The organism is Flavobacterium sp. P21 (genome assembly GCF_050632225.1).
GTDB lineage: Bacteria > Bacteroidota > Bacteroidia > Flavobacteriales > Flavobacteriaceae > Flavobacterium.
Genome location: NZ_CP192585.1, coordinates 521,086 through 543,019, shown reverse-complemented (window position 1 = coordinate 543,019; position 21,934 = coordinate 521,086). Strand labels below are relative to the sequence as shown.

Here is a 21,934-nt window from a genome sequence, read left to right as displayed (position 1 = left end):
TTTAGAGTTGATTTGCTTGTGAAAGTGCAAGCTGTTTACGGTAAAATCTTCGAAACAAACTAATTACAACAAAAATAAAAATAAAGAAAAGCGGCAACCAAATTTTAAAGTTTCCGTTTACAACTTTGTTTTCGTTTATGTTAAGCGTCGAATTGATTTCTTTAATCGTTTTATCAAAACTGATTAATTTGATCTTGTTTTTTCCTTGTTCTAAAATCAGTTTTTGTTTCGTTTTTAAAATGTCATTCAGCCGCAAATTTTCATTATAATAAACTACTTTATCATTTTTTGCAGTGCTCGAAAGACCTTTTAAAACTTGATCAATCTGTGAAATAATCGTGTCGTTTTGAGCAATTTCACGTTCCAGATTTTTGTAGCCAATTTTTTGAGCCGCATCAAAATAATCTGAATTGTTCAGGTATTTTAATAACGGTTCTACCACATCTTTTTCGCTTATTTCTTGATTTGAAGTAAAAGTAATGGTGTGAAAAGTGTAATTTTTGCTGGTAACATTATCTTCAAGAACCTTTTTTATTTCGCCTGTTTCGGCCATTAATTTAATCAGTTCAAAGTTTTGTTCTTTGTCTTCAATAAATTTATAAACATCTGGAACAGGCTTGATTTCAATATATTTTATTCGATCTGAACTACCAAAAACAGTACTTAAAAAATCAACATCTCCAGCGGCAATTTTTGCCTGAATCAAATCAATTTTTGCATATAAATAATCGGCACTTTCAAAATTTGGCGTTACAACAATCTGATTTTTAAAAGATTTTTTATTCGAATCTAAATACAATCCGAGCGCACCCCCAAGTACAAACAAAACCAGAACCGTAATCCAGTTTCGGATAAAAAACTGAATAGCTCTAAAAATCGATCTGTTCAAACGATCAAAAAAACCTCCAATGCTTTTTGAAAGCTGAAAAATATCGATTTCCTGATCCTGATTTTGGGGTACTTTTGTACTCATTGATGTTCTATTTTACGTTGAAAATTTGTTCCAAAATTTTAATGGTAATCAAATAAGTTGGCTTAACTCCTGTTGTTCCTAATCCGCCAGAAGCCAATGTACTTCCGGTTTCCAAAGGATTATCTGAAGCATAATAAGCATAACGAACTTTAATATCGTGCGGCACACTTTTTCTGATTTTTGATGCCGACTGAATTGCTTTTTGATAATACGATCCTTCCATTTCGAGACCTATTACGCCCCAAGTCGATTCGTGGAAAAATTTCAATAAATCTCTGTTTTGCAACGAAGTTCCTAAGACTGTAACCATCGCACCTTCGTAAACGTCTATATCATTTCCTCTAAACATATCGCCGGTTAATTCATTTTCGAAGAAATAATTATCAGCCGTTCCTTCATTGATATGTGCCGTCGGAATCATAATATCGCCTTTTCCTCCTTCCAAAATTCCAGCCTTGCCCATAATCGAAACCGATTTTACATTTAGCAACGTTTCTTTTTTAAATGGTTTCAAAAGTTCGTCGATAGTTTCATAAGCTTGCTCACCAAACGCATAATCCATTACAATAATTACTGGCTTTTCTTCGCCTACATTTGCGTTTGAAAATGCTGTTTTTGACCAATCAATTTTAGCCGTATCAAAAATCTGAACGTCGATATTTGTTCCTGAACAGTCTGGCAATGAAATCATTCCGTTTTTCAAAGCCAATTCTTCAACTTGTCCTCTTATTTCTTTTGAACCTGAACCACTTAATTCTTCATAAATATGGAAATCGCTTTTGCCTTTGTATTTTGATGTCAACAATGGCGTAGCAAAAATCGAGTTCATTACGCTGTGCATGTTCGCGCTGATCACATGAATTGGACGTTTTAAAAGATCGTTTGCTTTTAAAACTTCCTTGATGTTTGTTGCCCAGATTTCTCCGTGGATATGGTGTCCCAAACGCTCGCGCAAAACCGGACTGAACGTAATTGTTCGTTTATTGTTTTCAACAATTTCTTCGATTGCCAATTTTCCTAACCAATAAATTACGTGCAAGAAACGATCTGGCGCATTTTCTGAACCGAAAGCGTCATAAATATCCAAAACTTCTTCGAAGGTTCTAGCCAAAATATTGGCGACGTGCGAAATTGCTTTTTCTTTTTCAATCTGCGTCAACTTTTTGGTTTGCATTACCGCTTGTTCCAATTTTAACCAATCGCGAGAAACTTCACCTCCATCGTCAATTAAAACTCTGTTTTTGATTTTGTGTGATTCGATGAAAATGAATGTCAAATGCGTCAGAATATCATAAATGTCTGAACGTCCGCGTGTGATTTCGACATTCATTTGTTCTTCATCAATTCGGTAACAATTTCTTCTTCTTTTTGGAGGAACTATTGGCTGAAAATGCGATTTTGAATAGCCTTCATCTGAAGTTAAATTGATGAATCGGCATTGTTCAATTCCTATCGGAAGACGTTCTATAACATATAGAAGTCCGTTTAATTCTACTTTTTCCTCGGCAATATTTCCGTAGATTTCCGGACGTAATGCCAATAATGATTCGCGTAAACTGTCGCCAGAAACTCCCATCGGCTTATAAAAACCTCGGTTGAATAAATGGCGCATTGTAATGTACATTTTTTCTATCGCCGCAGATGATTCCTGAGCTCTTGATCTTGATATATGTTTGGTTTCTTTCATGCTATTCTATATTTATAAACTCAAATGTAAATTCAAATGTAAACAAATACACGGCATGCCGTGTATCTGCAACATCATTTTTTAAAAAATCATTTTGATTTATTTTCTGTTTTTAAATTTATCCTTTTCCCAATTTTCCGGATTTGAAACAATATAATCAGAAATCCTTTGATAATCATCATTGCTTCTAATGATATTGTCGTAAAATAATTTTTGCCATTGATGTGGATATCCTAATCTGTTGGCATGTTTGGTTACAGCAGATTTATAGGATCCAACAATTGACGAAATGGTGTTTTTTCCAATATTTTGAAATCGTGGAGACGGGGCGTGTTGAGACAGGGCATGCCCTGTCTGTACAATATTGGCGTCATTTGCGAAATTCAAATCAATATTGGTCGATTTTTTATCGATAATCAAAATTCCGTGAATATGATTTGGCATGACCACAAAATCACCTAATTCAACGTTTTTATGATGCGCTGGAATTTGATGCCATAATAAATCGGCAATAATTCCTGTTGCTGACAAAATCATTTTTCCGTTTTGAATTTCTCCAAAATAATGTTTTCTGTCTTGTGTACAAATGGTTATGAAATAGGCTCCGTTCCAACCGTAATCCCACCATTGCGCTCTTATTGAAGAAATGCGATATTTATTTTGAAATTTTTCTTTATTCATAATAACTTAATGCTTCTATCTTTTTTATTCATTAAAAAAGAGGCATTAACTTACAAATATAAATATTTTCCTACTTTAAATTATCCGCAATCTTTCTATCGTTCGACAATCTCGGAATTTTATTTTGACCTCCCAGTTTTCCTTGTGATTTCATGTATTGCTGAAATCCGTTTTTTGAAACTTTGGTAATAACTACTTTCTGCAAAACATTTCCGGTAATCAAATCGTCGTAATAAATATTTTGTTTTCGCATTGAATCGTCGATTGCTTCAGCGAAAGCCTGCATATTTTCAGGTTCTTTTTCAAATTCAATCAGCCATTCGTGATACGGCAATCCGCTTGACGGCGTGATTTGTGGCGCAACAGTGAATTCATTTATTACGATATTGCTTCCTGCTGTAGCTTCTTTCATTGCATTTTCAACCTCGTTTGCAATAACGTGTTCGCCAAAAGCCGAAATATAATGTTTGATACGTCCTGAAACTATGACGCGATATGGAGACAAAGAAGTAAACTGAACAGTATCACCAATATTATAACCCCAAAGTCCGGCATTTGTAGAAACAATCAAAGCATAATTTACGCCTAACTCTACTTCGCCAATGGTATAACGTCTTGGGTTTTCGGTAAAAAATTCATCCGCTTTGATAAATTCATAGAAAATTCCTGAATTCAACAACAAAAGCATTCCTTTTTCTTTTTGAGAATCTTGATAGGCAAAAAAGCCTTCTGAAGCTGGAAACAATTCAATGCTGTCTATTTTTTTGCCAATCATTTGTTCAAATTTGGCGCGATACGGTTCATAATTAACACCTCCGTAAATGAACAAATTAAAGTTTTTGAATATTTCGCTGATCTTTTTTCCTCCGCTTTTTTCCTGCAAACGCTCAAAATACATCTGAACCCAAGAAGGAATTCCTGAAATCACAGACATATCTTCTTTGATTGTTTCGTCAACAATCGCATTTACTTTGGTTTCCCAATCGTCAATGCAATTCGTTTCCCACGATGGCATTCGGTTTTTTTGCAAATATTTCGGAACAAAATGCGCTACAATTCCAGAAAGCCTTCCAAATTTAATTCCATGTTTTTCAGTCAAAATAGGGCTTCCTTGCAGAAAAATCATTTTTCCGTCAACAAAATCAGCATTTCCGGTTTCGTTGATATAATGCAAAATCGCATTGCGCGCCGCTTCGACATGAAAAGGCATTGATTCTTTCGTCAGCGGAATATATTTTGCTCCCGAAGTCGTTCCTGAGGTTTTGGCGAAATAAATTGGTTTTCCTTTCCAAAGAATATTAGCTTCACCTAATTTGACTTTTTCAACATAACTTTTCAAATCTTCATAATCCCGAATTGGAACGTTTTTTTGAAAATCTTCAATTGTTTTTATTGAAGCAAAATTATGATCTTTCCCAAACTCGGTTTCTTTTGCATTCTGAATCAAACTTTTGAAAACTTCAAACTGAGTTGCCACTGGTTTATTAGACCAAGCTTGTGTTTGATTGTATATTTTTCGAGCAAATATCTTTGCGGCAATTGACTTAATTGACATTTTTTGTGGTATTATTTTTTGTCACTTTTCTTATTATTTTTTTTGCTTTCACTTTGCTCCTTCTCCATTTTTGCAACATCTTCTCTAAGCTTTATTTCTTCTTCTGTTGCCTTCATGTTTACATTTGAGTGTTCCTCATTTTCGGCAATAATCGAATCTTTATTGAATTTTGCATACTCCAGTTCTCCTCTCAAAACCTTTTGAACTCCTTTTAAATAGGCTTCATTTCGTTTTAACACTTTTTCCAACGAATCTGATTTTATCGCTAATTCCGTTGCATTTCGTTTTAATTGTGAAGATGAATAACCCGGAATAAATTCGCGAAGCGGTGTAAAAGCAATGATAAATGTAGTAACTAAAATCAAAAATATACCGCCTAAAGTAAACATTACGAAAACATTCATTAAAGTCAGCCTCAATGAAAAAATTTCTTCAAAAGTATTTTCGTTCAAAATTACCAATCGGTTTTTGATGAATAATTTTTTTCTGAAATTTTTATTTTTTTTAGTCATTTTGTTGTTTGTACTAGCAAATATAGTGATTAATCGTCTTGTTGTTATGGGAGAAAAAACGGCAAATAATGCAATTTTATTATTTTATAAAATATTTAACGCAGTATAAATGAAATATTTTAATCCAAAATTTCTTGTTGTTCGTATATTCTATATACCTTTGCGGTGAAAATATAAATCAAAATTTGCTTCGGCATTAAATATAATAGTCATGGGAAGATTAGGTCTTACAGAAATCCTTGTTATCGTAGGTATTGTGATATTACTTTTTGGAGGTAAAAAAATTCCAGAATTAATGAAAGGTTTAGGAAGTGGAATTAAGGAATTTAAAAACGCCGCTAAAGACGATCAACCTCGTCGCTTCTAAAAAAGAAGAAGAAACAAAATAAGAAATTCGAACGTATTAAAAATCCCAGATTACAAATTGTAGTCTGGGATTTTTTTGTTTATCATTCCAAATTGTAATTTAGAATTTAAAAATTGAGCTTTTCTAAAGTACCATCGTCAGCTGAATTCTCTTTCTATCTTCATCAACTTCAGTAACTTTAACCTCAACATGTTGGTGCAGTTTTACCACTTCGTTTACGTCGCTCACAAATCCGGCTTTTAACTGGGAAATGTGAACCAATCCGCTTTCTTTGATTCCGATATCAACAAAACAACCAAAATTGGTAATGTTATTAACAATTCCTGGCAAGATCATTCCTGTTTTCAAATCTTTGATCGATTTTACATTGGCATCAAATTCAAAAACCTTAGCTGACTTTCTCGGGTCTAATCCTGGCTTTTCAAGCTCTTTTATGATGTCTTTCAGCGTCAATAAACCAATTTCAGGTGTAACATACTTTTCAGGTTTAATAAGCGCTGTTTTTTCTTTATTTGCAATTAATTCATTTAAAGAAATATTCAAATCTTTCGCCATCTTTTCAACAACCGGATAAGCTTCCGGATGCACCGCCGAATTATCCAACGGATTTTTAGCATTTGTTATTCTAATAAACAGCTGCTCCTTGCTGATAGGCTTTGTCTCCTAAACGAGGCACTTTTTTCAGCTGTTTTCTATCTTCAAAAGGTCCGTTTTCAGAACGATATTGTACAATGTTTTCGGCAAGCTTCTCCCCAATTCCACTCACATAACTTAGTAAATGTTTACTTGCTGTGTTGATGTTAATTCCGACCGAGTTTACACAACGAATTACAGTACTATCCAATTCTTCTTTCAATTTAGTCTGATCAACATCGTGCTGGTATTGCCCTACTCCAATTGCTTTCGGATCGATTTTTACCAATTCGGCCAAAGGATCTGAAAGTCTTCTTCCAATAGAAACCGAACCACGAACCGTTACATCATAATTTGGAAATTCTTCACGCGCAATTTTTGAAGCTGAATATACAGAAGCTCCTGCCTCAGAAACCACAAAAACCTGAACTGGTTTGTCAAACGCGATTTTTTTGATGAAAAATTCAGTTTCGCGAGAAGCTGTTCCGTTTCCAATAGAAATCGCATCAATCTGATACGCATTTACCATAGAACGGATTTTCTTGATCGCCATTGTTTCCTCGTTTTGAGGTGCGTGTGGATAAATCGTTTCGTTGTATAATAAATCGCCTTTTTCGTCCAGACAAACTACCTTACAACCGCTTCTAAATCCTGGATCAATTGCTAAAATACGTTTTTCTCCCAAAGGTGGAGCCAATAATAACTGACCTAAATTGTTAGCAAAGACCTGAATCGAATTCGCATCGGCTTTTGCTTTTGCTTCCTGCAACGTTTCATTTCCAATTGCAGGATTTAATAATCGTTTATAACTATCTTCAATTGCCAACTGTAAATGCGAAGTTGAATTGTTTTGTTTTTTAATAATGATTTCGTCAATAACATCATATGCATCATCAATATCAACATCAATTTTCATTTTGATAAAACCTTCGTTTTCTGCACGTAACATTGCCAATAAACGGTGCGCAGGCGCTTTTGTCAAAGGTTCTTCCCAATCAAAATACTGGTTGAATTTTTGTGCGCCTTCTTCTTCAGCTTTCTTTTTAACCACTTTTGTGGCAATGGTTGCTTTTCGCTGAAACAATCTACGAAGCTGTTTACGAACATAAATATTTTCATTAATCCATTCAGCAACAATATCTCTTGCACCTTGAATAGCGACTTCTTCATTAATAACATTTTCATTCAAATATTGCGTCGAAATAAAATCAAAATCAACGTCACTTTCAGACATTATTAATTTTGCCAATGGCTCTAATCCAAATTCACGTGCCACATCGGCTTTTGTTTTTTTCTTCTTTTTATATGGAAGGTAAAAATCCTCTATTTCTTGCAAATCAAAACTGTCCTCAATTTTTTCTTCAAATCTGGTGTAAGCGCTTTCTGCTCTTCTATCGATTTTAAAACCGCTTCTTTACGTTTAATCAACGTATCGTATTCTTTCTGCAGTTTTGCAATCTGCTCAATTACAGTTTCATCAAGGTTTCCGGTTGCGTCTTTTCGGTATCTCGAAATAAACGGAATCGTACAGTCTTCCTCTAATAATTTTACTGTGTTTTGAATACTTACTGCAGGCGCCTGAACCGACTTGGCAATGAATTGAATATTAGTCATACTTTTAATGAAATAATTCTTAATTATAAACTGATATAATTTACTTGTTAAAATTAAAAAGCAAATTCATCTATGATTCGGCTAAAATAATATCTTTGTTTTTAATTTTATGCCAATGGAAATTTTTTTACTCTATTTTTTATTTATAAATGTAATCGTTTTTATTCTTGCCGGATATGATAAATATAAAGCCAGAAAAAATAAACGAAGAATCCCTGAAAATACGCTTTTCTTTCTACAATTCATCGGAGGAACTCCAGGTTTATTAACAGCGATGTTAATCTTCAGACATAAAACGAGTAAAACTTCTTTTATTGTAAAGTTTGCCGTGATTTTAGCAATTCAAATTGCGTTTATAATCACCTTTTTAAATTATAAAAAGTAGATATTAACATTGTTGATAACTCAAAAAATGCTATTTAAATAACTGAATAATAAATACTTAAAATAAAAAACCGGACAAATTAAAAAATCGGCCCGGTGTGTTTATGAATAGGTGCGAAGCACCTAATTTTTTGACTTTTTATGCGCAAGCAATTTTATTCACTCTATTTTGGTGTCTTCCACCTTCAAAAGCTGTATCAAGAAAAGTTTCAACAATTTCAACAGCCTGATGAATAGATGTGAATCTCGCTGGAATACTCACAATGTTTGCATCGTTGTGTAAACGTGTCAAATATGCGATTTCTTTCGTCCAGCATAAACCAGCTCTCACTTTCGGGTGTTTATTAACAGTCATTGCAATTCCGTTTCCGCTTCCGCAGATTACGATTCCAAAATCAGCTTTTCCTTCAGATACATCATTGGCAACTGGATGCCCAAAATCTGGATAATCTACAGAAGTATCTGTATCCGTACCATAATTAGTTACTTCATATCCTCTTGCTTTAAGCATTTCAACAATTGCTTTTTTATATTCTGGACCTGCGTGATCGTTTCCTATCGAAATTTTCATTTTTCTATACTATTTAGTTGTGTCATGCAAATTTACTTAATAAATAGATGTTTGCCACGAATTACTCCAATTTTCACAAATTTTTTCTTTTTAAATACTATATAAACATTCTAATATAAACTCTTGTACATTCGTCCAATTCTTGGCAAAACACTCCATTTTACAACTATCTTATAGTCAAAACCTTATCAGTTATTAACAATTTTGATAAGTCTATAACTAGCTCACAATCAATGAAAAATAAACATAATATTTGTTAAAATTTTGAGGTGTTAATAGGAGTTTGTAATTGCTTGATATTCAATTAACTTTAAGTTAACAGAAAATGTTAATAAGTTCGAAAAGAAAATTAGAAGTTTTTTTTGGTTGTTTTGAAAAATTTCATAATCCAAAAGTGAAATTAAATATGCAAGAAAAGTTTCGTGAATTTTTGGAAAAGTTATCAATATCAAAAATCCTATTTTCAACAGAAATCAACATATCAACTTATCTACAAAATGAATTCATTTTTGGTTGTCAACCGTTGTTAATTAAAATTCAAAAAGTCTTAAAAATTAAAGTTTTAAGCAAAAATAACTATGTTGATAACTCAGAATAAATAAGTAAAACGAGATTTCAATGACTTCAAAAAAAAATTATTCGACATATTAACAAGCTATAATAACAACCAAATTTTTTTAAATTTTAAAAATTCTTTTTTGTTGTATTTAATATATGTTGAAAACTAAAAAAGTTGAAAATGAAAAATTTTATTTTTTGAATTGAATTTATTCTGATTTGAAATTGATTTTTGAATTTTTGTTTCAGACGATTTTGAGAGGATTGTTGAGATTGTCCAAGATTTCCTGAACTTGCTCGAAATCGTCTGGATGGACTTTCAAACGAATGCCACCCAGCGCCGCTGAATACATTGGTGCAACGGAAAGCGTGATTTCGTTTTCGAAAAAATAGGGAATTTCTTCCTGCTCCAGTAAGTGTTTGAGTATTACGGTTTCGTGCAGATAATTGAATACGGCGATGGTCTTAAAGCTTTCCATATTAGGTCTTTTTGTAAATGTACGAAAAGTTATATTTTTAATAATTCTAATTGTTAAAATCTATATTCTGATATCTTATTTGTAATTTTAAACCTTATAAGAAAAGATATATGAGTAAGAAAATTAGAAAGCCGATAAAAAAAGAGAAAGATTTCTCTAGTAAGATAGTAAAAATTTTATCGCAAAGTGCTAATAAAACATTCAATTATAAACAAATAGCGACAAAGTTAGAACTTGATGATACAAAAAGCAGAAATCAGATTATTAAAGATTTGAAAATTCTAGCTTCGCAAAAGAAGATTATAGAAACAGAACCTGGAAAATATTTAGTCAAAGCTGAAAGCCAGGACTACTATGAAGGAACAATAGATATGACGAGCAGAAAAACGGCATATTTTATTTGTGATGAATTTGAAGAAGATGTTTTTATTCCGACCAATAATTTGAATCGTGCTTTAGATAAAGACAAAGTAAAGGTTTATGTTTATAACAGAAGAAAAGGAAAAAGACCTGAAGGTGAGGTAATTGAAGTTCTTGAAAGAGATAAAACTGAGTTTGTTGGTGTAATTGATATTCAGGCAAATTTTGCTTTTGTTTCGACTGCAAATCCTAAAATGTATACCGATATTTTTATTCCAAAAGATAAAATTGGTGAAGCAGAAAATGGTGATGTTGTGTTGGTTAAGATTGAAGATTGGCCAAAACGAGCTGATAGTCCGTTTGGATCTGTAATTCGAGTTTTAGGAAAACCTGGAGAGCATAATACTGAAATTCACGCTATTTTGGCTGAATACGGTTTGCCTGCAGATTTCCCTGTAGAAGTAGAGGTTTTTGCACAAAAACTGGATACTTCGATTCAGGAATCTGAGATTGCAAAACGTCGTGATATGCGTGATACGCTTACGTTTACGATAGATCCAAAAGATGCAAAAGATTTCGATGATGCCTTGTCTTTCAAAAAGTTAGAGAATGGAAACTTTGAAATTGGAATCCATATTGCCGATGTTTCGTATTATTTAGAAGAAGGAACAATCCTAGATGATGAAGCGTATCAAAGAGCCACTTCAGTTTATTTGGTCGATAGAGTAGTGCCAATGCTTCCAGAAGTATTGTCTAACTTTGCCTGTTCGCTTCGTCCGAATGAGGAAAAATATACTTTTTCAGCAATATTTGAAGTTTCTCCAACAGCTCAGGTTATTAACCAGTGGTTTGGAAGAACTGTAATTTATTCCGATCAGCGTTTTGCTTACGAAGAAGCGCAACATATCATTGAAACAAAAGAAAATACTATTCCGGTTGATGTTTCTATTACTGGAGAATCTTATGTGGTTTCAGATGAAATTATTGAAGCAACTTTAAAACTAGATGAATTAGCTAAGATTTTAAGAAAGAAAAGAATGCGACAAGGCGCTATTTCTTTTGATAAAGTTGAAGTGAAATTTAATCTTAATGAAGAAGGAGAGCCAGAAGGAGTATATTTTAAAATATCAAAAGATGCTAATCATTTGATTGAAGAATTTATGCTTTTGGCCAATAGAAAAGTAGCTGAATACATTGGAAAACAAAAGAAAACCTTTGTTTATCGTATTCACGACGAACCAAATGAAGATAAATTAATTGCAATGCAAACTGTAATTGCTAAATTTGGTTACAAAATTGATTTTAGATCTAAAGATGATATAGCTAAATCAATAAATGCTTTGATGGAAGAAGTAAACGGTAAGAAAGAACAAAATCTTATTGATACTCTTGCCATTAGAAGTATGAGCAAAGCCAAATATTCGACTGATAATATTGGTCATTATGGTTTAGCATTTGATTATTACAGCCATTTTACATCGCCAATTCGTCGTTATCCAGACGTAATGGTACACCGTTTGTTGCAATATTATTTGGATGGAGGAGCTTCTGTAGATGAAGAAACGTATGAAACCAAATGTCTGCATTGTTCAAACATGGAAAATTTGGCAACAAATGCAGAACGTGACAGCATTAAATACATGCAGGTTAAATACATGCAGGATCATCAGGATGAAGAATTCCTTGGAGTTATTTCTGGTGTTACTGAATGGGGAATTTATGTTGAAATCGTTTCTAACAAGTGCGAAGGAATGGTAAGAATCAGAGAAATAAAAGAGGATTATTATACTTTTGACGAAAGGCAATATGCTTTGGTTGGAGCAACTTCAAACCGTTTATTGCAGTTAGGAGACGAAATTTATGTGAAAGTAAAAAATGCCGATTTAGTTAAAAAGCAACTTGATTTTCATTTTTTAAGACGAGCAGAATAAGTATTAATTAAAAAATAAAAGTATGAAAAAGTTAATTATAGGAGCGGTAATTTTATTTGCACAACTATCTTTTGGTCAGGTTACCAAAGAGTTGGGAGATTTTGATACCGTTAAGGTTTTCGATAAATTAAGTGTAAAAGTAGTTCAGGCATCTGAAAATAGAATTGTGATAAAAGGCGCAAGAGAAGCAGAAGTCGAAGTTGTTAATAAAAATGGTATATTGAAATTAAGAATGCCTTTTCCAAAACTTTTGTCAGGAAATGATCTAAGCATTACTTTATATTACAAACATATCGAACTTATAGATGTAAATGAAGGAGCAACAGTAACGAGCAATGAAGCGATCAAAGCAACTTCGTTTAAAGTAAGTGCACAAGAAGGTGGCGTTATAAATGTTGATTTAGATGTTGATAAACTCAAAGTAAGTTCAGTATCAGGAGGTTCAATCACATTAGCTGGAAAAGCCGCAAATCAAGATGCAAGTCTAGGAGCTGGAGGTTATTTGCTTGCCAGCAAATTAGAGACGTCTCAGACTACTGTAAGCGTTTCTGCGGGCGGAAAAGCCGATGTTAATGCTTCAACTCTTGTTGATGCAAAAGTGAGCGCAGGAGGCTCTATTTACATTTATGGAAAACCAAAACAAATAAACCAAAAAACAGTCTTCGGTGGTAAAATCGAAGAAGTAAAATAACAATAGTATTTTGATGATAAATGATATTCTGGCTGGACTGCCATGGGGACTTGTTCTTAGCTTTATGGTAGGTCCAGTATTTTTTGTTTTATTAGAAACCAGTATTACAAAAGGATTTAGAGCGACAATCGCTTTTGATTTTGGAGTAGTTTTAGGTGATGTTTTTTTATTGCTATTGCATATTTAGGAAGTTATAGACTGATATCCAGTTTAAAAGACGATCCAGCTCTTTTTATTTTTGGAGGAATAATTATGCTTTCTTACGGTATTATTTCGTTTGTAAAACTAAAGAAAGAAGAAAAGATAAATGATGAAGAAATTGATCGTGATATCTTAAAAAGAAATTATGGAAGTTTATTTGTAAAAGGTTTTTTACTGAATGTTATAAACATTGGAGTTCTTGGATTTTGGCTAGCTGTAATTATTTCTGTTGGGCCAAAATTAGAAATGCAGACTCCTAGAATGATGACATTTTTTACTGCCGTAATTATCACTTATTTATTAATTGATTGTGCTAAAATTTTATTAGCCAAACAATTAAAATCAAAAATGACTCCGACAAATATTCTAAAAATCAAAAAAGGAATTAGCGTTGTTTTAATGGTTTTCGGATTTGCACTTGTTATTCAAGGATGGTTTCCAAAAGAAAAAGAAATGGTTAAAAATGCTTTTGAAAGAATAGAGAAGAAGTAGTTGTTAATAACTCAAAAATATAAAATTAAACCTCTGAATTTCAGAGGTTTTTTTGTTTACAAGTGTTTGTTTAAAGTTTTTTTGAGTATAGTTTGTCATTCTGAGGAACGAAGAATCTCCGCAAGTAACTCCGTAACTATTGTCCAATCTTTGTAGAGCTTCTCGCGAAGATTCTTCGTTCCTCAGAATGACAATATTGTAGAAAAATCAAACAAGAAATACCTCCAAATTGTTTTGAAGGTTTTGAGGCATCGTCCGGATTCGAACCAATATATTTTAATTAATTTTCTAAAAATTAAACATAAAAAAAACCTCTAAATTGCTTTAGAGGTTTTTGAGGCATCGTCCGGATTCGAACCGGAGTAGGAGCTTTTGCAGAGCCCAGCCTAGTCGCTCGGCCACGACGCCATTGCTTGAACGGATGGCAAAAGTAACTAAAATCTTTAAAATTCAAAAGTTTCGAATAAACTATTTTGAAAAAATGCCATTTTAGTTTTTAAAATTACTTTCTAATTTCCGTCATTTTTATTGTAACTGATTCAACATCACCACCAATAGGCGGATTAATTTTAGAAACCCAAACTGTGGTTTTTTCTACAGTTTTTATCTCTGCCAGTACTCGAATATTGATTCTTTTGGCTACATGTTCTAATAAATGCGAACGAATTGCCATTTCTTCAGTCACAATTTTGTTCAAATGAACATAGTCAACAGTGTCTAAAAGATGATCTGTTTCTGCTGATTTTTGCAAATTGGTTTTAATTTTTAGATCAACTGTATAATCAGATCCAATTTTTCCTTCTTCAATTAAACATCCGTGATAAGAAAAAGTACGGATATTTTTAAGTTTTATAACTCCCATTTCTAAATTTAGTTTCAGGTTTTAAGTTTCAAGTTTAGAGTAAGTTTCCAAAGAAAACCATAAACCATAAACTATTAACTATAAACTTTTTTATCTTTGCTAAAATTACTATAAAATAATGGCATCAGAAGAGAAATCACTCAATTTTATTGAACAAATCATAGAGGAAGACGTAAAATCAGGTCTTTCAAATACTAAACTTCGCTTTCGTTTTCCACCAGAACCTAATGGGTATTTACACATTGGGCACGCGAGTTCTATTGCGTTAAATTTTGGTTTAGGAATTGATTATCAATCTCCTGTGAATTTACGTTTTGATGATACAAACCCTGAAAAAGAAGAACAGGAATTTGTTGATGCTATTAAAAAAGATGTAGAGTGGTTGGGTTATACTTGGGCAGAAGAATGTTATGCATCAGATTATTTTCAACAATTATACGATTGGGCAGTTTTATTAATTAAGAAAGATAAAGCGTATGTTGACAGCCAATCTTCTGAAGAAATGGCGATTCAAAAAGGAACTCCAACAACTCCAGGAACTGATAGTCCGTACAGAAATCGTTCTGTTGAAGAAAATTTAGATTTATTCGAAAGAATGAAAAACGGTGAATTTGAGGCTGGTACATATATTCTTCGTGCAAAAATTGACATGAAATCAACAAACATGTTGATGCGTGATCCAATTATGTATAGAATTTTACACAAACATCACCACAGAACAGGAGATGCTTGGAAAATCTATCCAATGTACGATTGGGCACACGGACAAAGTGATTATTTAGAGCAAATTTCTCACTCATTTTGTACACTTGAATTCTTGCCTCACCGTGAATTATACGATTGGTTTTTAGATCAGATTTTTGATGATAATAAGCTTCGTCCAAAGCAAAGAGAATTTGCAAGACGTAACTTATCACATACCGTTGTTAGTAAAAGAAAATTACAGCAACTAGTTAAAGAAAAGCATGTTAACGGTTGGGATGATCCAAGAATGTCAACAATTTCTGGATTAAGAAGACGTGGTTATACAGTCGCTTCTTTACGTAATTTTGCCAATACAATTGGTATTGCAAAACGTGATAACTTAATAAATGTTTCAGTTTTAGAATTCTGTATTCGTGAAGATTTGAACAAAATTGCACCTCGTGTAATGGCTGTTTTAGATCCTGTAAAACTGGTAATTACTAATTATCCAGAAGGAAAAGAGGAGTGGTTAGAAGCTGAAAATAATCAGGAAGATGAAAGTGCTGGTTTTAGAAAAGTACCTTTTTCACGTGAATTATATATTGAAAGAGAAGACTTTTTAGAAGAAGCTCCAGCTAAATTTTTCCGTTTGACTTTAGGAAAAGAAGTTCGTCTTAAAAATGCTTATATCATTAAAGGTGAATCTGTTATAAAAGATGAAAACGGAAATATAACAGAAATTCATGTTACTTATGATACTGATTCTTTAAGCGGAAGCGGAACAGAAGCAAGTCAAAGAAAAGTATCTGGAACATTGCATTGGGTTTCAATTCAGCATGCATTAGAAGCAGAAGTTCGTTTGTACGATCGTTTGTTTACAGATGAAGCGCCGGACAGTTATAAAGAGAAAAATTTCTTAGATTTTGTGAATCCAAATTCATTGGAAATTGTTACCGGATATGTTGAACCAAGTTTGTCAACAGCTCAAAATGAAGATAAATTTCAGTTTCAACGTTTAGGATATTTTACTGTCGATAAAGACTCAACTGCTTCAAAATTAGTATTTAACAAAACTGTTGGACTAAAAGATGCTTGGGAAGAAAAGGGTAAAAAAGAAGAAAATAGCATCAATAATTCTTTGAAAGATATCAACAAATATTTTAAAGTTGAGACTAAACCAGAAAGAATTGCAATTGAAAGTGCAATAGGGGAGAACATCAAAAATATTTCTACTTTTTCACTTTTACAGAATTCTTTAAAGAAGAATATCAACAATAATAAGGCTTCGCTGTTGTTTTCTCAATTTATTTTGAAATATTCGAACTGGAAATCAGCTGATTTTGAAGAAGATGATATTAAGAAATTATATTCAATGTCTCTAAAAAGTGAATCGACTTATGTGAGATCAAAAACACTTTTAAATTTGAGAGATTTAGAAAATGAAACTTTCAGAAATCAGTTTTCAGAAGAAATTTCAAAATTAAATTCAAATCCTCCAAAAAATGCATCGGAAAGAGAAATCGAAATTTTATCTGAATTGGTAAAAAAATAAAATATAATTAGAATCTATTGAAAAGCGCTTTTTAAAAGCGCTTTTTTATTATATATAAAATCTATTAATTTTTATAAAATTATAATTTTAACAGATTAAAAATGACTTTTATAACTTAATTTTAAGCGATTTTTAAAATTATTCCATCTTCTGAATCGTTTTTAAAAAAAGGTTTAATAAAACGCTTTATTTTAAGTTTAACTTTTTTAGGCTTAAATTTTACTTTTTTCAGCTTTATTTTTCATTTGTTTCATTTTCCATTTTTTTGAAAATTTATTTTGATGAGATTTTTTATAAAATAGTAATTTTTGATTATTCTTATATATTTATAAGTTTTGTTTATTATTTATATTAATAATTATATTTTTTACTTTGATAGTTTTATATAATTATTAATATAAATTATTATAAAAGTAAAATTTATAGTTTTTATATATTAAAATTAACCTTCATAAATCGTTTTTAAGGCGTTTTTTAATTTTAAGTGATAGATAACTCATTTTTTGAATTATTGTTTATTTAGAGTCTTTATTTAACTTTTTGCTGTTATTTTTGTCAGTTTAACGGGTTGTTAACACACAATTGTTTATAAAGTTGCTATTTTTAACTCAACACTAAAAATCAGAGATGATTTTTACAAAAATTGAAATTTGCCGTTAAAGAAACGAAAGTGGAATTTACTGTTTTTAAAAACTCGTAATTTTTATTGCAGTAGATTTTCAATATTGATTTCTTGAAAAGACAATTTTATGTTCTCATTTTTATTGTGGTGTAATTTTGATAATATTTCGCGTAAAAGGTATTTTTCAAATTGCATCATAATGTACAAAATTCCATAATATTGAATTTGTGTGAAGCTTTAGTTTTTAAATTTCAAATCTGATCATTTTTAATTTAAATCTAATAATCATGAAAATTTTATATTTTACGCTAGCAATTTTATTTGCAAATATTGCAATTTCTCAAACACATCAAATTACAAAACACAATGGTGAAACTCTTGATGTTAATTTCATTAAAAACGAAAATGGCTTAATTTATTATTCGACAGTTGGAAGTTCTGAAGAAGTAAAAATTAGCAAACACGCTGTTTCATCAATTACAAATAAACAAACAAAAACAACTCAAAAAATCTCTGATAAAATTGTAGTTGATTCAAAAGATGATTACAAAATGGTAACCGTTTTGCCTCAAGAAAAGACAATAGGACTGAAGCAAGCGACAAGTTTTACAGGTGTTTCGACAAGGACAAAAGGTGAACCGCCAATTGCAAATCAGAATCAGACTGCTATGAGAATCAAAACTAAATCGGCTTCAAATGGTTATCCTTTTGTTAGTATTGTAGATAAAGGGAATGGTAATTATGAAGCTGTGGCTTATGTGTATTAATTAGATTGTTAAATTTTTGTAAATACCAAAAATTCAATAATTTATAGCTTAAAAAAGAGTACCTTTATTAATCACTTAAATTTTAATATTATGTCAAAAAACTTAAATACTATTGCGACGATTGTTGGTGCGGTAGCGGCTGGAGCGACTATTGGAATTTTATTTGCTCCGGATAAAGGATCAAAAACTCGTGCAAAATTAAAAGAGGGAATTGATGATGCGAGCACATAATCTGAAAGATTCATTATCAGCAAGTTCAGAAGTTTTACGTGAAAAATTTACTCATGCAAAGAAAAATCTTGACGGAACTTATGATGAATTACTTTCTAATATGAGTTATAAGACTGAAGAGGTAATTACATTTTTAGAATCTAAATTGGCTGATTTAAAAGCTCAGAACGCTAAACTTCAGAAATAATAATTTTTTAAAAGCACATTACTTGCTTAGTTTTATAGGCAAGTTTTGTGCTTTTTTATTTAAAATTTATAATTATGGCGTTTGAAGAATTAAAAGAAAATACCGAAAATATTCAGGATCAGGCTAAAGAATATATAGAAAGTCATTTGGCATATTATAAACTTTGGGGCTTTAAAGTTGCAATGAAATCAACAACTTTAATTTTTAAGTTTACATTGATTTTATTGTGTTTCAGTATGGTATTGCTTTTCGGATCTTTTGCTCATGAGCGTATGCTTTCGGAGATTTCTTTGGAAGTACCGCTTTAGGATTTTTGACAGTAGGAGGGATCTATCTTTTCTTTACGATTTTGCTTTTCTTTGTAAAAGACAAGTTTGTCGAAGGTCCAATTTTAGAGAAATTTTCGGAAATCTTTTTTAATGATTAAGAATTATGGAAAGGAAAAAATACTCATCGTACGCAGAAATTGATAGAGATCTGGAAATTTTGAAATTGGAAAAAGAGATTAATTATCAGAAATTAGTTTTAAGTATTCAAAAAACAAAAGAGAGCATAACGCCACACAAAATTGTAAATGGTTTTGTTTCGTCTTACACAGATTACTTTAAAAATTCATATCCAAAAATTTTACAGTCAATCTTACCATTTGTTATCAATTGGTTTATAAATAAAAAAAGAGGCAAATGAGCCTCTTTTTTATTTTAGTGTTATTTATTTAAGCCGTTTCTGTTGGCTCTGAAGTATCTGATGGATTGTAGTTTATATCAGAATTGTTTGCTTTTTTAACTTTTCTAGGTTGTCTTTTCATTTCTTCTCCAATAATATTTGAAGCTGAAAAACTAGTTACCATATTGTTTAACATATCACTTGCCGCTTGTGGAGAGTTTGGCAATAAGATCAAATTAGAGTTGGTATCAGCTCCAATAGCTTGAAGTGTATCATAATGTTGTGTAATTACAATCAATGCAGAGGCTTCTTGTGAATTGATTCCAACATTGTTCAAAACTTCAACACTTTCTACTAATCCGCGTGCAATTTCTCTACGTTGATCGGCAATACCTTGACCTTGAAGTTTTTTACTTTCAGCTTCAGCTTTTGCTTTGGCTACAATTCTAATTCGTTGAGCTTCAGATTCAAACATTGTCGCTGTTTTTTCTCTTTCGGTCGCATTGATTCTGTTCATTGCATTTTTTACCTGAATATCTGGATCAATATCTGTTACCAATGTGTTGATAATGTCATAACCATAAGTGGTCATCGCTTCGTTCAACTCTCGTTTTACTGCAATTGCAATATCATCTTTACGAACAAAAACATCATCCAGGATTAATTTAGGAACTTCGGCACGAACAACGTCAAATACATAAGCCGTAATTTGATCATGCGGATATTCTAGTTTGTAAAAAGCTTCATATACATGTTCCTGTATTACTTTGAACTGAACAGAAACTTTCATTTTGATAAAGACATTGTCTTTAGTTTGTGTTTCAATAAGAACATCTAATTGTTGAATTTTCAGATTTACACGACCTGCAATTCTATCAATTATTGGAATTTTTAATTGTAAACCCGAATTTCTAACACTTGTAAATTTTCCAAAGCGTTCTACGATAACACTTGTTTGTTGTTTTACAGTAAAGAAAGACGACAGTAAAATAAATAATCCGAAGACTATTAAAATAATAAATGCTGTACCCATGGTGATAATTAATTTAGATTTTTGATTTTCTAAAAATACAAATTATATCATGATAATAATTTATTATTTAATTTTTAGGTGATTTTTATTGTTAATATTTGCTATATATTTGGCTTGAAAATTAACCAAAAACAAAATCTATGAAAAAAATACTTTTTAGTATTGTATTGTTATCTTCAGTTTATTTATCAGCACAAACAGTGATTGTTGAAGAAAAATATGAGAAAAATAATGAACCAATTAACTTTCAATATCTTCCAATTTCAAAAAAGGTCGTTATTTATAAAGGAGAAAGTATTTCTTTATCTGAATTTTCTTTAACAACTAGTGGAGTTAGTTTTGATGCTGATGGTAAAAAAGATATTTTATTTGAAAACGAGAAGTTTGTAGAACCTACTTTTTCAGTTACTGAAAAAACAATCAAGGGTTATGATGGCATAAAATTTTCAGGTAAGCATGATTATAAGTTTTATCAGAACAAAACTTATAATATCATTGGGCACAAAATGCTAGAAGATATAAATTTTTCTTATTTCGGATTTTATGATCGTGACAATTTTTATAATCATTCGGGGAGGAGTGATGCTGGATGGCATTTTGAAGCTTCTTTTAATGATACATATGATTTTGCTTTCACTGATCAGAAAGAAAGTGATGATATAGATTTTACTAAAGATGACATTTTTTTAGAAGTTATAGATATTAAAAACAATTCAAAAAAGAGAGTTCAAATTGCGAAGCCCGATTTAGCTTTATTAACAGGTGATGGTTTTGCTAAAGATCAATATAGAACAACATTTAAAACCAGATTAAATGGAAATGAAAACTTTGATTTGATTACAAAATCAGTTTCAGCAGATTTTCATACTACTACAATTTATAAAACGACCTATAATTTTGAAGGTAAAATAGTTAAGGAATTACCTTTAGCTTTAAAGCTTGATAATAAATTTTTTATTGTATCAGATAATAAGGGAGGTTATAAGTATGAAAGTGGAGATGGTCGTCTCGAAAGGTTTTTTTAGTGTAGGAACTTCATCAATCAATAACTTTTTTGAAGACAGATCAAATGGAGATATATATGTCTATGGTATTTTTAGTGATAATGCCCCTAAGAAAATTAATGGTAGTTGCAATCCAAATGGTTTTTATGTTTTTAAATTTGATAAAGACGGAAATAAATTATGGGAATCTGTTAACTACATAGATGGGAAAGAGTATTTTGAAAGAATAAAATCCAATTCATATTTATCTGTTAATTTATTTGAATACAATAAAGATTTTGTTTTTTCTGTATCTGTTAATTCTTTTACTGAATTTTCATATTCTACTATTGTTGATAAATCAACAGGTTCAATATCTAAAATTAATTTTATAGAATATAATAATGCCGGTAATAAGGCACTAAACAAAGCCTTTATTAGCAACACTTATGTAAGTGATATTAAAAATAAAGTTTTCTCGCAAATTACTTTTGTTGCAATGATTACGAATCAGAATGTTTTAAAATATATAAATAATGTATCTGAAAAAGGGAATAGGTTATATTATGAAGCAATTTTTTCAGATCAAGGGATCTGGTTAATTGAAACAGACAACAAAGAATATTATAAAGTTCTCTTATTTAAAGAATAAAAAAAG

At 31.3% G+C, this 21,934-nt stretch carries 19 protein-coding genes, 1 tRNA gene and 4 pseudogenes; 13 read left to right on the top strand and 11 right to left on the bottom strand.

Annotation, left to right across the window (positions count from 1 at the left end):
* Position 1 precedes the first annotated feature (1 nt).
* The 5 genes from ACQ9BO_RS02600 to ACQ9BO_RS02580 all read right to left on the bottom strand — a co-directional run bounded on the left by ACQ9BO_RS02600 (position 2) and on the right by ACQ9BO_RS02580 (position 5,408).
* Positions 2 to 973 carry a hypothetical protein gene (locus tag ACQ9BO_RS02600; RefSeq protein WP_431243528.1) on the bottom strand — a complete coding sequence of 324 codons (972 nt, stop codon included), beginning with the start codon at positions 971 to 973 and terminating at the stop codon, positions 2 to 4.
* Positions 974 to 980: 7 nt separating this feature from the next.
* Entirely contained in the window at positions 981 to 2,660 is a 1,680-nt protein-coding gene (locus ACQ9BO_RS02595; protein ID WP_431243527.1) for a DUF6909 family protein, read from the bottom strand.
* 99 nt (positions 2,661 to 2,759) lie between these two features.
* Positions 2,760 to 3,341 carry a transposase gene (locus ACQ9BO_RS02590; protein ID WP_431243526.1) on the bottom strand — a complete coding sequence of 194 codons (582 nt, stop codon included), beginning with the start codon at positions 3,339 to 3,341 and terminating at the stop codon, positions 2,760 to 2,762.
* Between the two features lie 70 nt (positions 3,342 to 3,411).
* A complete protein-coding gene (locus ACQ9BO_RS02585; protein ID WP_431243525.1) occupies positions 3,412 to 4,896 on the bottom strand; it encodes a GH3 auxin-responsive promoter family protein in 1,485 nt (494 codons plus the stop codon).
* Between the two features lie 11 nt (positions 4,897 to 4,907).
* Complete coding sequence (locus ACQ9BO_RS02580; protein WP_431243524.1) at positions 4,908 to 5,408, bottom strand: peptidase; 501 nt, start codon at positions 5,406 to 5,408, stop codon at positions 4,908 to 4,910.
* A gap of 211 nt (positions 5,409 to 5,619) precedes the next feature.
* On the opposite strand from ACQ9BO_RS02580, the pseudogene ACQ9BO_RS02575 reads away from it, so the two are divergent.
* Positions 5,620 to 5,797 (top strand): annotated as a pseudogene (locus ACQ9BO_RS02575) (Sec-independent protein translocase subunit TatA/TatB).
* A gap of 101 nt (positions 5,798 to 5,898) precedes the next feature.
* Here ACQ9BO_RS02575 and ACQ9BO_RS02570 read toward each other — a convergent pair.
* Positions 5,899 to 8,022, bottom strand: a pseudogene (locus ACQ9BO_RS02570) (Tex family protein).
* A 115-nt stretch (positions 8,023 to 8,137) separates the two neighbouring features.
* Between ACQ9BO_RS02570 and ACQ9BO_RS02565 the strand changes: the two are divergent.
* A complete protein-coding gene (locus tag ACQ9BO_RS02565) occupies positions 8,138 to 8,407 on the top strand; it encodes a DUF1294 domain-containing protein (protein WP_431243523.1) in 270 nt (89 codons plus the stop codon).
* A 138-nt stretch (positions 8,408 to 8,545) separates the two neighbouring features.
* Here ACQ9BO_RS02565 and rpiB read toward each other — a convergent pair whose 3' ends face one another.
* Together rpiB and ACQ9BO_RS02555 are read right to left on the bottom strand one after the other, a co-directional pair.
* Positions 8,546 to 8,977, bottom strand: a complete 432-nt coding sequence (gene rpiB / locus ACQ9BO_RS02560; RefSeq protein ID WP_431243522.1) for a ribose 5-phosphate isomerase B — start codon at positions 8,975 to 8,977, stop codon at positions 8,546 to 8,548.
* A gap of 803 nt (positions 8,978 to 9,780) precedes the next feature.
* The gene (locus tag ACQ9BO_RS02555; protein ID WP_132988252.1) at positions 9,781 to 10,014 is read right to left on the bottom strand and encodes a putative signal transducing protein; all 234 of its coding nucleotides are present in this window, start codon (positions 10,012 to 10,014) and stop codon (positions 9,781 to 9,783) included.
* Positions 10,015 to 10,124: 110 nt separating this feature from the next.
* On the opposite strand from ACQ9BO_RS02555, the gene rnr reads away from it, so the two are divergent.
* The 3 genes and pseudogenes from rnr to ACQ9BO_RS02540 all read left to right on the top strand — a co-directional run bounded on the left by rnr (position 10,125) and on the right by ACQ9BO_RS02540 (position 13,689).
* Positions 10,125 to 12,305, top strand: coding sequence for a ribonuclease R (gene rnr / locus ACQ9BO_RS02550; RefSeq protein ID WP_431243521.1), 2,181 nt, complete (start codon positions 10,125 to 10,127; stop codon positions 12,303 to 12,305).
* A gap of 22 nt (positions 12,306 to 12,327) precedes the next feature.
* Positions 12,328 to 12,996: a head GIN domain-containing protein gene (locus ACQ9BO_RS02545; RefSeq protein ID WP_431243520.1), complete on the top strand. Its 669-nt coding sequence runs from the start codon at positions 12,328 to 12,330 to the stop codon at positions 12,994 to 12,996.
* Positions 12,997 to 13,009: 13 nt separating this feature from the next.
* Positions 13,010 to 13,689, top strand: a pseudogene (locus ACQ9BO_RS02540) (LysE family translocator).
* 337 nt (positions 13,690 to 14,026) lie between these two features.
* On the opposite strand, the gene ACQ9BO_RS02535 reads toward ACQ9BO_RS02540, so the two are convergent.
* Both ACQ9BO_RS02535 and folB read right to left on the bottom strand, forming a co-directional pair.
* Positions 14,027 to 14,097 (bottom strand) — tRNA-Cys (locus ACQ9BO_RS02535).
* Positions 14,098 to 14,191: 94 nt separating this feature from the next.
* Positions 14,192 to 14,551: a dihydroneopterin aldolase gene (gene folB / locus ACQ9BO_RS02530; protein WP_354589283.1), complete on the bottom strand. Its 360-nt coding sequence runs from the start codon at positions 14,549 to 14,551 to the stop codon at positions 14,192 to 14,194.
* Between the two features lie 118 nt (positions 14,552 to 14,669).
* On the opposite strand from folB, the gene ACQ9BO_RS02525 reads away from it, so the two are divergent.
* From ACQ9BO_RS02525 to ACQ9BO_RS02500, 6 genes and pseudogenes are all read left to right on the top strand, one after another.
* Complete coding sequence (locus tag ACQ9BO_RS02525; RefSeq protein ID WP_431243519.1) at positions 14,670 to 16,787, top strand: glutamine--tRNA ligase/YqeY domain fusion protein; 2,118 nt, start codon at positions 14,670 to 14,672, stop codon at positions 16,785 to 16,787.
* Between the two features lie 909 nt (positions 16,788 to 17,696).
* A complete protein-coding gene (locus ACQ9BO_RS02520; RefSeq protein ID WP_431243518.1) occupies positions 17,697 to 18,176 on the top strand; it encodes a hypothetical protein in 480 nt (159 codons plus the stop codon).
* A 90-nt stretch (positions 18,177 to 18,266) separates the two neighbouring features.
* Entirely contained in the window at positions 18,267 to 18,407 is a 141-nt protein-coding gene (locus ACQ9BO_RS02515) for a YtxH domain-containing protein (protein ID WP_431243517.1), read from the top strand.
* Entirely contained in the window at positions 18,391 to 18,594 is a 204-nt protein-coding gene (locus ACQ9BO_RS02510; protein WP_431243516.1) for a hypothetical protein, read from the top strand. Before ACQ9BO_RS02515 ends, ACQ9BO_RS02510 begins: the two co-directional genes overlap by 17 nt.
* 74 nt (positions 18,595 to 18,668) lie before the next feature.
* A pseudogene (locus ACQ9BO_RS02505) lies at positions 18,669 to 19,021 on the top strand (competence protein).
* Positions 19,022 to 19,026: 5 nt separating this feature from the next.
* Positions 19,027 to 19,281 carry a DUF6327 family protein gene (locus tag ACQ9BO_RS02500; RefSeq protein ID WP_431243515.1) on the top strand — a complete coding sequence of 85 codons (255 nt, stop codon included), beginning with the start codon at positions 19,027 to 19,029 and terminating at the stop codon, positions 19,279 to 19,281.
* Positions 19,282 to 19,309: 28 nt separating this feature from the next.
* On the opposite strand, the gene ACQ9BO_RS02495 is transcribed toward ACQ9BO_RS02500, so the two are convergent.
* Entirely contained in the window at positions 19,310 to 20,293 is a 984-nt protein-coding gene (locus tag ACQ9BO_RS02495; RefSeq protein WP_431243514.1) for an SPFH domain-containing protein, read from the bottom strand.
* Between the two features lie 140 nt (positions 20,294 to 20,433).
* On the opposite strand from ACQ9BO_RS02495, the gene ACQ9BO_RS02490 reads away from it, so the two are divergent.
* Positions 20,434 to 21,318: a hypothetical protein gene (locus ACQ9BO_RS02490; protein WP_431243513.1), complete on the top strand. Its 885-nt coding sequence runs from the start codon at positions 20,434 to 20,436 to the stop codon at positions 21,316 to 21,318.
* The gene (locus tag ACQ9BO_RS02485; RefSeq protein WP_431243512.1) at positions 21,281 to 21,928 is read left to right on the top strand and encodes a hypothetical protein; all 648 of its coding nucleotides are present in this window, start codon (positions 21,281 to 21,283) and stop codon (positions 21,926 to 21,928) included. Before ACQ9BO_RS02490 ends, ACQ9BO_RS02485 begins: the two co-directional genes overlap by 38 nt.
* The last annotated feature ends 6 nt before the right edge of the window (positions 21,929 to 21,934 follow it).

Coding starts and splice junctions, on each gene's coding strand:
- ACQ9BO_RS02580 (WP_431243524.1), bottom strand. CDS start 5,408: ATGACTAAAAAAAATAAAAATTTCAGAAAAAAATTATTCATCAAAAAC.
- ACQ9BO_RS02565 (WP_431243523.1), top strand. CDS start 8,138: ATGGAAATTTTTTTACTCTATTTTTTATTTATAAATGTAATCGTTTTT.
- folB (WP_354589283.1), bottom strand. CDS start 14,551: ATGGGAGTTATAAAACTTAAAAATATCCGTACTTTTTCTTATCACGGA.
- ACQ9BO_RS02485 (WP_431243512.1), top strand. CDS start 21,281: ATGAAAGTGGAGATGGTCGTCTCGAAAGGTTTTTTTAGTGTAGGAACT.
- ACQ9BO_RS02585 (WP_431243525.1), bottom strand. CDS start 4,896: ATGTCAATTAAGTCAATTGCCGCAAAGATATTTGCTCGAAAAATATAC.
- ACQ9BO_RS02525 (WP_431243519.1), top strand. CDS start 14,670: ATGGCATCAGAAGAGAAATCACTCAATTTTATTGAACAAATCATAGAG.
- ACQ9BO_RS02490 (WP_431243513.1), top strand. CDS start 20,434: ATGAAAAAAATACTTTTTAGTATTGTATTGTTATCTTCAGTTTATTTA.
- rpiB (WP_431243522.1), bottom strand. CDS start 8,977: ATGAAAATTTCGATAGGAAACGATCACGCAGGTCCAGAATATAAAAAA.
- ACQ9BO_RS02495 (WP_431243514.1), bottom strand. CDS start 20,293: ATGGGTACAGCATTTATTATTTTAATAGTCTTCGGATTATTTATTTTA.
- ACQ9BO_RS02600 (WP_431243528.1), bottom strand. CDS start 973: ATGAGTACAAAAGTACCCCAAAATCAGGATCAGGAAATCGATATTTTT.
- ACQ9BO_RS02500 (WP_431243515.1), top strand. CDS start 19,027: ATGGAAAGGAAAAAATACTCATCGTACGCAGAAATTGATAGAGATCTG.
- ACQ9BO_RS02510 (WP_431243516.1), top strand. CDS start 18,391: ATGATGCGAGCACATAATCTGAAAGATTCATTATCAGCAAGTTCAGAA.
- ACQ9BO_RS02545 (WP_431243520.1), top strand. CDS start 12,328: ATGAAAAAGTTAATTATAGGAGCGGTAATTTTATTTGCACAACTATCT.
- ACQ9BO_RS02590 (WP_431243526.1), bottom strand. CDS start 3,341: ATGAATAAAGAAAAATTTCAAAATAAATATCGCATTTCTTCAATAAGA.
- rnr (WP_431243521.1), top strand. CDS start 10,125: ATGAGTAAGAAAATTAGAAAGCCGATAAAAAAAGAGAAAGATTTCTCT.
- ACQ9BO_RS02595 (WP_431243527.1), bottom strand. CDS start 2,660: ATGAAAGAAACCAAACATATATCAAGATCAAGAGCTCAGGAATCATCT.
- ACQ9BO_RS02515 (WP_431243517.1), top strand. CDS start 18,267: ATGTCAAAAAACTTAAATACTATTGCGACGATTGTTGGTGCGGTAGCG.
- ACQ9BO_RS02520 (WP_431243518.1), top strand. CDS start 17,697: ATGAAAATTTTATATTTTACGCTAGCAATTTTATTTGCAAATATTGCA.
- ACQ9BO_RS02555 (WP_132988252.1), bottom strand. CDS start 10,014: ATGGAAAGCTTTAAGACCATCGCCGTATTCAATTATCTGCACGAAACC.